Source organism: Paenibacillus nanchangensis (assembly GCF_046543445.1).
GTDB classification, from domain to species: Bacteria; Bacillota; Bacilli; order Paenibacillales; family Paenibacillaceae; genus Paenibacillus_AQ; species Paenibacillus_AQ nanchangensis.
The window spans coordinates 20,218-32,339 of the sequence record NZ_JBHOFD010000044.1 but is presented as its reverse complement, the minus strand read 5'-3'; the positions used below and the strand labels follow the sequence as shown (position 1 = coordinate 32,339).

Below are 12,122 nucleotides of genomic sequence, written 5' to 3'. Positions count from 1 at the left end.
ACGGAAGGTGAAGCGGTATCATAGCCATTGTGTCAAAAAACAGACAAATATTAGCGGGTATTCCCGCTATTCCAACCCTTCACTGTGCGTCTCGTCATAGACCATGCAGTAAAAAGGCTTCATTCCGTTGGGGGTTTGGCGTTCATAGGTGTCCGTGATCGTAAATCCGCTTCGCTGATAGGCGCGGATAGCCCGCTGATTCCAAGTCAGGACTTCGAGATCAATCTCCTGCCCCGGGTAGCGGCGGCGGGCCTCCCGAACCAGGGCTTTTACGAAAGAAGGACCGTTACCCTGGCCGCATAAATCGGGGCGCATCCCGATGCCCAAACGGACCACCCGATCCATAGGAAACAACTGACCGAAACCGCATAGTTCACCTTTAACGTCAAGCACCGAAACATACTGGCTATCGCGCAGCTCGGGATCTCCGAACTCCACGCCAAGCGCCTCCATCTGCTCCCAAGGCAGCCAGCCGTATATATTGTAAGGAGCCTCATATTTCCAGTCACATACCGCTCGCGCATGTTTGACTTGCATGGGAATAACCTGAAATAACCGCGGAGATACAGACATAGGCGGGCACCCTTCCTTCATTAATTAGGAACTAACCTGGGGAGGAGAGACCGTCCGTTTCCCCATCATTATTATATACCTAATCCGGACAGTTCGAAGCAAGCATCCAGTTGAGTGGAGAGGTGAACTTGACAAATGAAAAAAAATTTGAATTTCTGATCCGAAATAGGCCTAAAGGCTGTTTGATACCCGGTGGTAAGGGTAAATTAGTGATGTGTAGACAAAAAAAGACTCCTTCCAAAGATTTCGGCAAAAATCTTGGGAAAGAGCCTTTGAATGGTGAATGTGATTACATTACATCATCGTTGTCTTCCGATTCCGTGGCGACGGACTCGTAAGTGTCGGTACTCATAATTCGTTTGGCGCCAACGTAGCGGTTGACGTAGTAGCTATCGTTCAGCGAGCTGATGGTTACACCACGTTTTGAGGAGGCATGAGCAAACTTTCCGTCGCCCACATATACTCCGACATGGGACACGCCTCTGCCGCTTGTGTTGAAGAAGACGAGATCTCCCGATCTTAAATCATCCCGGGAAACTGCGGAACCCATCTTGTATTGGGCCCCCGATTGATGAGGAAGCTTGATACCAAGCTTGTCGAATACGTACATAGTGAATCCGGAGCAATCAAATCCGTTAGTGGTGGTTCCGCCGGAAACATATTTCGTTCCAATTGCGGCCTCAACTGCGGAGTCCAGCTTGGAGTCTGCAAAAGCGCTTCCCGCTCCGAGGGTAAGTGCGAGGGAAAAACTGAGGACTGCGGCTGCCAACTTCTTCTTCAAAATATAAACCCCTTCCATGCCTGCGAGGTTAGCTTAAGGATTCGGTAGAAGGTTCCCCTATGACCCCTCTAATGACAGGAGGTCAATTCACCCAAAACTGGTTCCCCCGCTTCCCTGTCCGTCAGGGAACTCGGCGATTCTGATTAATGAATTCGGCGTTATGATCAATGAGTGACAAAAGCTTAGCAAATTATACGGCATTCGTTACAAAAATGTTACTAAAAACTCACTGCGCTTATTGTAACAAAGTAAAAGCCGGTTGGCAATCTTTACTTCCCCGCTAAATGGGGGGCAAGGTCGTTTTTTGAATTGAATGCGTTACCAAAAACCCTGTAACCACGCGGCTTTAAGCGGTTTTTATCATTTTTATGTCTTTTTTCCTGAACTGAGGTTTCAGCGAAAAAAAATAAGGGTAATAGGGAGAATAAGGAAAAGGAAAAACCCGGAAATTCGATTGCGGCAACAATCGGCTCCCGGGCTCCATTGATTAAAGTGAGGATTGTATAGAGGAGATTCGATCAATCGTAGGCTACAGTCTGATATTTGGAGGTACTCATAACACGTTTGGCGCCAACGTAGCGTTTGGACCAATAGCTTTCACTCAGCGAGCTGATGGTTACACCACGCGAAGAAGAGGATTGGGCGAACTTTCCGCCGCCAACATAAATACCTACGTGTGATATGCCTCGTCCTGTCGTGTTGAAGAATACGAGATCGCCGGAACGAAGCGCGCTGCGTTTTACAGCCGTTCCAATGTGATATTGAGATTTCGATGTACGGGGCAAAGTCACGCCCAGTTTCTTAAATACATACTTGGTGAAGCCGGAGCAGTCGAAGCCAGAGGTTGTAGTGCCGCCTGTCTTGTAGCTTACTCCGAGAGTAGAAGAAATGACATGGTCCATTTGGGTCGCTGCGGAAGCGCTTCCGCCCCCCACTGTGAAGGCAATCACAAGGCCCAGCGTTGCTGCGGTCAGTTTTGTCTTGATGGAACGTGTTTTCAACTAGTTGTTCTCCTTCCGGTGCCTGCGAGGTTAGCTCAAGGATTCGGTAGAAGGTTCCCTATGATCTCGGAATGAGATCAATTCACCCACAACTGGGTCCCCCGCTCCCCCGGTGCTGGGGAATTTGGCATGTTACGCACCTATAATGACTTGTCCAATCGGTAACAAATTAACGAGTAAAGATTACAAAGTTGTTACTAAGTACAGGTGTCATTGTAACAGAGGCCCGGACGTTTTGCAAATATTTTTGGCACATCGCTTCTAGTCAAAAGGGCGCACACAACAAAGCCGCCACCCGATAAGGGCGGCGGCTTGTGCCGCGAACGTTTCAGTTCCGTTGTTTGCTGCTCCAGAGATGATATTGGGCAGCGATTCCCCACAGTTTAAAAAGAGTGGCCGGGAACGGCGCGGCTTGTCTTGCAAGCAGCGCGGGCAGTCCGGGCCAGAGCCAGCCAACCAGCAGCGCCAGCAAATGGCTGAACACGCCGCCGGCTCCTAAAAGGAGCGATAAGCCGGTGGCCGGGACAATATTTTTAAAATAAGTCATTAGTGCAGCGGCGATGCTGCGGTTATGAACATACCCGAATTGCATATATAGGAAACATTGCCGGATGATATAGGCGTACAGCGCCCATCCTGCGGCATAAGCCGCGGCGGTTAACAGCAGAGCCGGCTGCAAATAGGAAGCCGTGGTCAGCGTGTAGAGCTTCGGACCAAGCCAGCAGAAAGGCAGCAGGGTCAGCCCCCACTCCGCCAGACTGAACAGGAACACGGGCCAGCCGTACCGCTTCATGCCGGGAAAAAGAAACAGGCCGCGGTTGCCGAGACTCTCCTGTTGTAGCTCGTACAGCAGCCCGGCGCGGATCAGCGGGGACACCAGCATACGCAGCAGCACCATTGCCGCCAGCGTCCAAAGCCAGGTGCGGACCTCGGCATTTTCCAGCAGGCTGAACTGCGCCTCGACGTAATACAGCAGTTTGGCGGTGCTGTCGGCATTTTCCCGGAGCCGCAGCAGAAAGGGATAAACAGCATCCCGGACAAAACTGTAGAGGAAGTAACCCCACAGCAGACGATATACGAACAAAAGAATGAGAATATAAGTCTGCTCTTTAACACTGCGCCAGCCGCGGGCAATCGGCGTTTTCAAGCTCGTTCACCTCACCAGGACAAAATGCCAAGCACGGTCTCTATAAATTTGGCGACGCCCAGCGTCCACCGGGAGGCGGTCTTCGGATCCAGCTCCGCCTTGCGGAAATTGTTCCAATGCTTCGTTTCCAGCAGCAGCGTCCGGTCCGGATCGATTTCGGCGTGAACCAGCGGCGCGGTATGCCGCAGACGGAAGGTTGTGCCGCTTCGGGTGCCGTCCCATTGTTTTTGCAGCGTCCGCCCGTCTGCGAAGGTGAACCGGACAGGCACCGCAGGATACTCCGCTCCTTTTCGCCCAATCTGGACGACGGACTCATAGCTTGCCGCCCCGTCCGTTTCATCGCGGTTTATCTGGATGGAATCAATGGCAAAGTCCGCCGTACCGCCCGAATACACATATTGATCAAAATAGGACTGCCACGGTTTGCGGGTGACCTGTTCGACAACCTGCTGAAAATCACGGGTCGTCGGATGCCGGAACCGGTATTTTTCCGCGTAGGTCCGCATAATGCGGTCCATCGTTTTGCGCCCGGTCTGGCGCTCGATGTCTTTTAGGACAAGCTTGCCGCGCAGATAGACATTTTGCGTGTAGATGTCCGCTCCGCCGTATTTCCACGCCTCCAGCTTCAGCGGGGCGGGAGAAGTGACGAAACCTGCCTGCAGCGGGAGATTCGGCACCGCTCCGTACTCCTGTTCCATCAGCCGGTCTTCGGCATACGAGGCAAAGCTCTCATCCAGCCAGGCTTCTTCAAATTCATTGCTCGCGATCATCCCGTAAAAATATTGATGGGCGATCTCATGAATTACTGTGCGTTCCAGTGAGGAGTCCGGATTCGGGTCGGAAGCGCCGAAGGCGGTGACCAGGGTCGGGTATTCCATGCCGCCCGCCCCGTTGCCGTCAAGCGGCGGAACCACCACCGTGAGCGTTGAATACGGATAAGGGCCATACCATTTGCTGAAATAGGTCAATGCGGACTTGGCAGCCTGAAAATACCGCTCCTTCAAGTCTTTATGCATCGGGTCCAAATACAGCTTGATGCGCACGCCCGGCACTTCGGGCGTAGACAACGCTTCTTCGGCCACAACAAAGCGGGGCGAGGCGGCCCAGGCGAAGTCATGCACGTCGTCGGCATAGAAACGGTAGGATTTGATCCCGTTTTTGACGGAAGCGGTTCGGACGGGGAATCCCGTTGCCGCTACCTTGTAATCAGAGGGAACGGAGATCGTAACGTTATAGATACCGAAATCGCTGTAAAACTCAGAGCTTCCATGGTACTGATGCAGATTCCAGCCTTCATTTGCCGTTCCGCGGACGCCTCTGGGCTCATAAGCGCTAAGCTTCGGAAACCACTGCCCGGCCATTACAAAATCGCCGGCGGCTCCCATCCGCGCAAAGATGCGGGGCAGCTTGACCTCGAATTGGAGCCTTAAAGTAACGCTTTCACCTGCCGTTACCTGCCGGGGAAGATGCACTTTCGCCAGTGTCCGGTCGTGGGGATTGCCGTCGTCCGGCTGAACATATTGCAGTCTGTGAAGAAGAGGCTCCCCGTCCGAGGTCCGGATATCGGTCAGCGTCATCGACCCATAGCCGCCCGCCGGCATTTTGTCTTCCCGCAGCTTGCCGCCGGACTCTTTCATAAAGGTAGTGTCCGCCGAAGCGAAGGCGTTGGGGTACAAATGAAAGTACAGATCTTTGACCGGCTGGCGTCCCGGATGGGTCCAGGTAACGGTCTCCGTCCCCTTAAGCGTGTCCGATTCAGGATCAAGCCGGACGTCGATATGGTACTCCGCCACCCTGCTGCTGAGCACCGCCTCTTTGGGCCCCGCTGAAGAAGAATCGGCGCCCGTCTCCAGCCTGCTCGCCGAAGGAGGAGGCGGCTTGGCGGCGGGGGACTTGGCCGATTGCGGCGCGGATACAGACGGGCTGGTCTCGGATAAGGCGGCATAAGCGTTCGCCCCGCCCGGCCAGCAGGACACGAACAGGGATGCGGCGATCAACAGAGCCGGCAATGACAATGGCTTCATACTGGAATACCTCCCGTTGACAAGCATCTAGGGGATGTATATGTTTGCATTCGCCGCATTATTAGCTAAAATTAAATTATTCTGAAGGGAAGGGACGTGCAGCATGGATAATGTGCAGCCAGACGGCAAAAAACAGATTGCCTTAAATATAGTTAATGCCAAAAGCAAGCATAAGGGCTTTGGAGCGGGCTCCATCGATCTGAGCAACGTTTCGCCCATCATTATTGACGGCGGTGCAGCTGTAATCGATATCGGAGCAATGCATGCCAAGAGCAAGGTGGAGAAGGGGATTAAATTCACCCCGAACCGGGAGGAGGTTCCCGGAGGCCGCCAGGTATGGCTGGTGTGGGTGGCGGTGGACCGGAATGCCGAAGGCCAGTTCTACGGAGGCGCGACGGCCTGTGAAATGTGGATCGATTCAGAGGCGCGCCGCGGATGGAAGATTCTTGCGGACCATGTCAATAAACTGGATGCCGCGCTGAAACGGAAATTTATTCTGGATGGTCTGGGAGATGCAGAGAAGCGGGCGCTTAAAACGCTGCTGATATCCCACAATGAAGAGTGGTGGTCGGCTTCGCCGGAAGTCCTGAAAGAAGCGCTTGAAACCCAATAACACAAGCAAAGCCTTCACGCCTGGTATTCAAGGCGGTGAAGGCTTTGTCTGTTTCGGATGATTATGTACCAGGATGATGAGGAAAAGGTCAAAATTTGCGTTTTAACTGGCTGACTCTGGCCTGGCTGATGCCCAAAATGCGGGCAAGCTCTTTCTGGCTGGCGGCCGGATACTGCTGTACCGCTTGTTCCAGCCGCTGGCGCATTTCTTCGGAACGGGCCTTCTTGCGTCCGCTCCCCTCATACACGGCGGAAGCCGCTTCGGGGGCCGGCATATACGGCCGGTCGGACGGCTCAGGTTCACGTGAAGGGCTGGCCAGCTCGCCGAGGCAGCTGCTGCAGATGAACTGGTCCCGGTAATAGGTTACGCGGTCCAGACTTCTGCAAAAGGTGCATTCCGTAGAGGTATACTTGCGAAGCACAATGATGTTGTCATTTAAAATGAAAAACTCGATCGGGTCTCCCACTTCAATGTTGCGCGTCATCCGAATTTCGGCGGGTACCACAATCCGCCCAAGACTGTCCAAACTCCGGATCATCCCCGTATCTTTCATCCCAGCGTCCCCTTATTCCCATAGATTTGGATTGTTTTCTTGATTATACCAAAAATTATGATTCTCCCGGAAGAGGCAGTGTGTAGGTAAAATGCACGAGTCTTCCATCCGGAAATGACTTCCACTCAAACGACAGCTGCCTGCCGGAACGCCCCGTATAGGTCAACCCATCCCCGGGATAGTCCACTTCCGTATCCGGGTATTCTTCCAGCCGCACCTTGTCTTCCGCGCTGAGCAATTGAGGATACAGCAGAACAGCCTGCAGCGTCTTCCGGTCAATCACATACAGTGCGGCTTGTTGATAAGGGCGGACCAGCAGGAAATCCGGCTCCACTGCTTCTACCGCAAAAGCGTCGTCCACGCCCGTTATCTGCCGCAGATCATAGGTTTTGTACGCCTGTCCATCGGGAGTAACCAGCGTGAGCAGATGACGGTCAACAATTACCACATGCCCCTGAAAAGCCGGCACGTTCTCTTTAAACGCGAGGCCCCGGGCACCCGAGAAGCTGCTGTCCCCTTGGCGGACAAGACGTCCCTTGTGCAGCAGCGCGCGGTAACGCGTCTGATGAACATGCGGTTCGCCGTAAGCATTGTCGATATCAAGCACGGACGATTCGGAGTTAATGAGCCGGGACCTGATGCTGACCCAATCCAGTTCGCTTCGGCCAATCTCCAGTATGCCGGACCGAACCGGCGTCCGTCCGCTTTCCCCCGTATAAATGACGCCGTATTCCCTGTTCAGCCAAAACATCCGGCGACCGTTGACGCTCTTTATGTATTGCTCGCTGTACGGAAGGGAAATATCGGAGCCGCCGTCCCAGGTCACGGGCAGGCTGAAAGCCTTCGCGAAAAGAGAGTCCGGCACATAAGTTACTCCGTTTTGGACTAGGACGGGAGCACCCAGCTTAATCGTCTTGTTGGTGATCGTATAAGCCTTGGGCTGCCCGAGCTTCAGACTTACGGCCTGATGCAGGCCCGTGACCTCCACCGAGGAATTGGCAGGGTTCCACGCGACCTGCAGGTCAAGCGGGGCGGCGGTCTCCTTGAGCGGGAGATAGACGGTGCCTGCACGGCGGAAGGCCTCCTGCTCCAGTGTGCGGGTAACGGCGGCGGGTTTCTCCGCTTCTGCAGCTTCGGCGCGGCCGTTATCGTGGAACCATGTTATGCCTGCGGCAAGCAGCAGCAAACAAGTGGAGATGGCTTTGGCCGCAATGCGAGTCATAAGGGCATTCCCTCCTTGTGGAAACAGCTATTCCGGCTCACGCACGTTTATGTAATAAACGTGACCAACCGATAAAGGTTGCGGAGTGAGCAAAAAAAAATGCTGTGGATAAGAAATCATAGAAAAACCCCTCCGTTTAGCGTCTAAAGGGAGAGGTTGCTTTGGGGTTCTATATCTTTATACCCAATAATGGGTCTTAGAAACGCGGAATGAAAAACAATCTTAACGGTAAGGAAAAGCCTGGTTGTCCACAACGGAAACATAGGGGTTTCCCTGCAAATAAAACCGCCAGGGGAGTGCGGCGTATTCCTCGGCATAGGCAATGTTTACCCGGGGTGAGCAGACAATAGGTTGCCCGGGCGGGGATTCACCCTCTGCCAGAAACAGCGGCCCAATGGGCCGGTCCATTCTCATGCCGTTTAGACTCCGGTCGATCCGGAGCGCCTTGCACAGCTTGCCGGGACCGCCCGAGAGGCCGGCAGGCTTCCGCTGAGGCGCCCCGCGGTATGCGGCCATAAGCCGGGCATCCTCGGGGGTAAGCGGCTCAATGGCCCGGATAAGGACGGCTTGCGGGTCGCCCTCCTGCCCTGTCACGAGATTAAGACAGTGATGCATGCCGTAAATCAGATACACGTAGGCTTCGCCCCCGCTATGAAACATGACCTCCGTCCGTTCGGTTCTTCGCCCCCCGTAGGCGTGGCTCCCTTTATCCTCCCGTCCGCCATAACTCTCCGTCTCGACGATCCGGCAGGCAATTTCGCCGTCCTCAGTCCTCCGGACCAGGCAGCAGCCCAGCAGCAGGGGCGCTGCCTCCAGCGCGGTCAATCCGTACAGCGCGGGGGGCAGCGCTTTCCAAGTTCGTATATTGCCCGGCAGGCTTTCATTCATGCTCGTACAGCCTCCTTGTCCCGCTCCGGGGCGGTTCGCTCCCCTCATCATAACGCCGAAGAGCGATCCGTTCAACGGGACCTTAACACGGCAATACAGCTTTACGACAACGGCAAAGACTCTTCGACGAAATGCTGGCGGGACGGATCAGTTCAGCCACCACCGTTTGAAATCCCCCCACCATGACCGTTCTTCCCCCGAGGAGCCGGCATCCGGCGAAGGAGAAGGTGCGGGCGGCTCTTGTGTCCCATGGATGCCGCAGTATTGTGCCGGTTCGGTGCCGCTGACGAAGGTCTCCAGCCGTTTCCCCTGACAGCCGGGGCCGGCCAGAAGCCCTGATTCAGGATCGATGTAGACGCTAACGACACCGGAGGGGACCGCAAAAATTTTCGGCGGCACATTCTCCAGCGCCTTTTCGGTGAACCGGGCGAAGATCGGCGCGGCGCGCCTTCCATCCGCAACACGAATTTCTTTGCCTTTGTCGTATCCGACCCAGACGGCGGTGGCCAGTTCGGGAGTAAAGCCGACCATCCATGCATCGGTGTCGGTTGTCCCCGTTTTGCCTGCCACGGGACGTTTGATCAGGCTGGATACACGGCTGCCTGTTCCTCCGTCCTCAAACACGCCTTCCATCAGCCGGGTTAACACATAGGCAGCGGCCGGTTCCACAACGGTTTCGCCTTCGGAGGAAGGGGCTTTGTACAGCACGGTGCCGTCAGCGTCCGTAATTTTAAGGATGGCGGTAGCCGGGCGTTTAACGCCGCCGCTGCCGATGACCGCAAAGGCACCCGCCATTTCCAGCGGACTGACCGGCGAAGTGCCGAGCGCAAGCGACGGCACTGTATTCAGCGGGCTGTTGATACCCAGTTTGCGGGCCATATCGGCAACCCGCCCGGCTCCAATTTTCATAATGGTGTTCACAGCGTAAATATTGTCGGAGGCAGCGATCGCTTGACGCATGTCGATTTCCCCCAGATACTTGTCGCCAAAATTCCGGGGCTGGTACGTTTTGCGGTTGTCATCGAAATGAAACAGCGTTGGTTTGCTGTCGAATACCGACAGCCCGGTCATTTCCTTGGAGGCCAGCGCGGTCAGGTACATGATTGGCTTGAATGACGAACCCGGCTGACGGGTGGTTGCGAGAGCGTGATTGTATTGGTTATCGCGGTAGTTTTTACCGCCCACCATTGCCCGAATAAACCCGTTTCTCGGATCAACCGAGACGAGGGCGGTTTCCAGTTCGCCGCTGCCTTCCATCTCTTTGGCTACCGCCTCTTCGGCCGCCCGTTGAACGGCGGGATCAAGCGTGGTGTACACCGTCAGCCCCCCGCGCTCCAATTCGTCATCGCTGATCCGCAGTACTTCTCGCACGAGCCCCCGCACATAGTCGCGGAAAAAAGGAGCACTCTGCACCGTCTCAGGCGCATCTTTGGGGCGCAGCTTCAAAGGCTGCCCCGCTGCTTCACGCTCCTCGGCCGCGGTGATCTGTCCGAGGCGTTCCATCGTTGACAAAATAAGCTCCTGACGCTGCTTGGCGTTGTCCCAATGGGTGTACGGCGAATAATACGTTGGCCCCTTAGGAATGCCGGCAAGCAGCGCGCTTTCCGCCAAATTGAGCGCAGAGGCGGGTTTGCCGAAGTACATCCGGGCGGCCGCTTCAATGCCATAGGCTCCATGGCCGTAATAAATTTCGTTAAGGTACATCCGCAAAATATCGTTTTTGCTGTACTTCATTTCCAGCTGCATCGTATAAAATGCTTCGCGGACTTTGCGGGACCAGGTCTTTTCGTGGGAAAGATACAGATTGCGGGCAAGCTGCTGGGTGAGCGTGCTGGCTCCCTGGGTCCGCTCGCCGCTTTCCAGATTCACCAGGACGGCACGCGTCATCCCCTTCAAATCAAACCCGAAATGGTTGTAAAATTTCCGGTCCTCCACGGCCAGCGTCGCCTGAATCAAGTGCGGGGAAATCCGGTCGAGGCCGACCGGGTCATGGGTGCGGCCGTCGGCGGAAAATGCCGCAATGACGTTTCCGCCCGCATCCACCAGCCGGGAGCGGGCGTCGTCGCCGACAGGTGGGAGTTCTTTTTGATACAAATAACCAAGCAGGGCGCCAAAAGCCAGCAGCAGCAGGATAAACAGCCCGGTCATCAGCTTCAGGACGCGGCGCAGGCGCTTCATCCGTTTGGGCGGGCGGGAATCCGGGCTTGTCATTTGTTCATCGCTCCTTTTCATTGGTGGCCTTGGCCGTTTCTTCTGTTTTCATTATGGGGAAGGAAGAGTGTGGATATTCATCGGAGAGCGCTCTTCCACAGAACAAATCATGCGCCGCAAGTTTTTTTGCAGTCGAAGGATGTATCGCGTATAATGCATTTTCAGGCAGCACATCAAGACTTCGGAAAGAAGGGATTAACATGGAATTATGGTTCACCGAAAAACAAACCCCTACCTTCGGCATCACGGCCAAAATCCGTCAAACCTTCGTTCATGAACAAACGGAATTTCAGCAGCTTGATATGATAGAGACCGAGGAGTTCGGGCGGATGCTCGTCCTGGACGGTATGGTCATGACCACGGTAAAGGACGAATTTGTTTATCATGAAATGGTGGCCCATCCCGTGCTGAATACGCACCCCGACCCGAAACAGGTGTTGGTGGTGGGCGGCGGAGACGGCGGGGTCATCCGCGAGATTTTGAAGCATCCGGGCGTGGAACGGGCTGTGCTGGTTGAAATTGACGGCAAGGTTATTGAGTATTCCAAGCAGTTCCTGCCGGAAATTGCGGGCAAGCTGGATGACCCGCGGGTCGAGGTGATTGTCAATGACGGCTATATGCATATTCTGGAGCATAAAAACGAATACGATGTAATTATGGTCGACTCCACAGAGCCGGTTGGTCCGGCAGCTCCGTTGTTCGAGCGCGGGTTCTACCAGGGTATCCACGAAGCGCTTAAGGATGAAGGGATTTTTGTGGCGCAGACCGATAACCCCTGGTTCAAAGCGGATTTAATCCGCCAGGTACACCGAGATGTAAAGGAAATCTTCCCGGTGGTGCGGGTGTACGGAGCGAACATTCCGACCTATCCGAGCGGGCTGTGGACGTTTACCATGGGCAGCAAAAAACACGATCCGCTTGAGGTTGACGAAAACGACATACCGGAGCTGGATACGAAATATTATTCTCCCCGGCTGCATAAAGCGGCGTTTGTGCTGCCCAGGTTCGTTGAAGAGTTGTGCAGGGACTGAGCGAATAGAAGCGAAAACCGGAAAAACGGCAGTTTCACGGCTGGACAGGCCATGGGCTGCCGTTTTTCGGCGTGTTTA

Annotated in this window: 11 protein-coding genes and 2 riboswitches; of the genes, 2 read left to right on the top strand and 9 right to left on the bottom strand. The window is 54.8% G+C overall.

What is annotated here, in order from left to right; all coding sequences use genetic code 11:
• Nucleotides 1-66: 66 nt before the first annotated feature.
• The 5 genes from ACE6ED_RS26095 to ACE6ED_RS26075 all read right to left on the bottom strand — a co-directional run bounded on the left by ACE6ED_RS26095 (nucleotide 67) and on the right by ACE6ED_RS26075 (nucleotide 5,526).
• Nucleotides 67-573, bottom strand: a complete 507-nt coding sequence (locus ACE6ED_RS26095) for a GNAT family N-acetyltransferase (protein WP_410830377.1) — start codon at nucleotides 571-573, stop codon at nucleotides 67-69.
• Nucleotides 574-862: 289 nt separating this feature from the next.
• Nucleotides 863-1,354: a C40 family peptidase gene (locus ACE6ED_RS26090; RefSeq protein WP_410830376.1), complete on the bottom strand. Its 492-nt coding sequence runs from the start codon at nucleotides 1,352-1,354 to the stop codon at nucleotides 863-865.
• Between the two features lie 2 nt (nucleotides 1,355-1,356).
• Nucleotides 1,357-1,500, bottom strand: a riboswitch (cyclic di-AMP (ydaO/yuaA leader).
• A gap of 372 nt (nucleotides 1,501-1,872) precedes the next feature.
• Nucleotides 1,873-2,340 carry a C40 family peptidase gene (locus ACE6ED_RS26085; protein ID WP_410830394.1) on the bottom strand — a complete coding sequence of 156 codons (468 nt, stop codon included), beginning with the start codon at nucleotides 2,338-2,340 and terminating at the stop codon, nucleotides 1,873-1,875.
• A 19-nt stretch (nucleotides 2,341-2,359) separates the two neighbouring features.
• Nucleotides 2,360-2,495: riboswitch (cyclic di-AMP (ydaO/yuaA leader) on the bottom strand.
• 188 nt (nucleotides 2,496-2,683) lie between these two features.
• On the bottom strand, nucleotides 2,684-3,502 hold the full coding sequence (locus tag ACE6ED_RS26080; protein WP_410830375.1) for a hypothetical protein: 819 nt from the start codon (nucleotides 3,500-3,502) through the stop codon (nucleotides 2,684-2,686).
• An 11-nt stretch (nucleotides 3,503-3,513) separates the two neighbouring features.
• The gene (locus ACE6ED_RS26075; protein WP_410830374.1) at nucleotides 3,514-5,526 is read right to left on the bottom strand and encodes a M1 family metallopeptidase; all 2,013 of its coding nucleotides are present in this window, start codon (nucleotides 5,524-5,526) and stop codon (nucleotides 3,514-3,516) included.
• A gap of 103 nt (nucleotides 5,527-5,629) precedes the next feature.
• On the opposite strand from ACE6ED_RS26075, the gene ACE6ED_RS26070 reads away from it, so the two are divergent.
• On the top strand, nucleotides 5,630-6,139 hold the full coding sequence (locus ACE6ED_RS26070; protein ID WP_410830373.1) for a YwhD family protein: 510 nt from the start codon (nucleotides 5,630-5,632) through the stop codon (nucleotides 6,137-6,139).
• Nucleotides 6,140-6,227: 88 nt separating this feature from the next.
• Here ACE6ED_RS26070 and ACE6ED_RS26065 read toward each other — a convergent pair whose 3' ends face one another.
• The 4 genes from ACE6ED_RS26065 to ACE6ED_RS26050 form a co-directional block, all read right to left on the bottom strand.
• Nucleotides 6,228-6,692: an AbrB/MazE/SpoVT family DNA-binding domain-containing protein gene (locus ACE6ED_RS26065; protein ID WP_410830372.1), complete on the bottom strand. Its 465-nt coding sequence runs from the start codon at nucleotides 6,690-6,692 to the stop codon at nucleotides 6,228-6,230.
• 55 nt (nucleotides 6,693-6,747) lie between these two features.
• Complete coding sequence (locus ACE6ED_RS26060) at nucleotides 6,748-7,914, bottom strand: copper amine oxidase N-terminal domain-containing protein (RefSeq protein WP_410830371.1); 1,167 nt, start codon at nucleotides 7,912-7,914, stop codon at nucleotides 6,748-6,750.
• Between the two features lie 222 nt (nucleotides 7,915-8,136).
• A complete protein-coding gene (locus ACE6ED_RS26055) occupies nucleotides 8,137-8,802 on the bottom strand; it encodes a DNA-3-methyladenine glycosylase (RefSeq protein WP_410830370.1) in 666 nt (221 codons plus the stop codon).
• 147 nt (nucleotides 8,803-8,949) lie between these two features.
• Nucleotides 8,950-11,013 carry a transglycosylase domain-containing protein gene (locus tag ACE6ED_RS26050; protein ID WP_410830369.1) on the bottom strand — a complete coding sequence of 688 codons (2,064 nt, stop codon included), beginning with the start codon at nucleotides 11,011-11,013 and terminating at the stop codon, nucleotides 8,950-8,952.
• 200 nt (nucleotides 11,014-11,213) lie between these two features.
• Here ACE6ED_RS26050 and speE point away from each other — a divergent pair, with 200 nt between their 5' ends.
• Nucleotides 11,214-12,044 carry a polyamine aminopropyltransferase gene (speE, locus tag ACE6ED_RS26045; protein WP_410830368.1) on the top strand — a complete coding sequence of 277 codons (831 nt, stop codon included), beginning with the start codon at nucleotides 11,214-11,216 and terminating at the stop codon, nucleotides 12,042-12,044.
• Nucleotides 12,045-12,122 lie beyond the last annotated feature (78 nt).

Coding starts and splice junctions, on each gene's coding strand:
- ACE6ED_RS26095 (WP_410830377.1), bottom strand. CDS start 573: ATGTCTGTATCTCCGCGGTTATTTCAGGTTATTCCCATGCAAGTCAAA.
- ACE6ED_RS26070 (WP_410830373.1), top strand. CDS start 5,630: ATGGATAATGTGCAGCCAGACGGCAAAAAACAGATTGCCTTAAATATA.
- ACE6ED_RS26075 (WP_410830374.1), bottom strand. CDS start 5,526: ATGAAGCCATTGTCATTGCCGGCTCTGTTGATCGCCGCATCCCTGTTC.
- speE (WP_410830368.1), top strand. CDS start 11,214: ATGGAATTATGGTTCACCGAAAAACAAACCCCTACCTTCGGCATCACG.
- ACE6ED_RS26060 (WP_410830371.1), bottom strand. CDS start 7,914: ATGACTCGCATTGCGGCCAAAGCCATCTCCACTTGTTTGCTGCTGCTT.
- ACE6ED_RS26050 (WP_410830369.1), bottom strand. CDS start 11,013: ATGACAAGCCCGGATTCCCGCCCGCCCAAACGGATGAAGCGCCTGCGC.
- ACE6ED_RS26065 (WP_410830372.1), bottom strand. CDS start 6,692: ATGAAAGATACGGGGATGATCCGGAGTTTGGACAGTCTTGGGCGGATT.
- ACE6ED_RS26055 (WP_410830370.1), bottom strand. CDS start 8,802: ATGAATGAAAGCCTGCCGGGCAATATACGAACTTGGAAAGCGCTGCCC.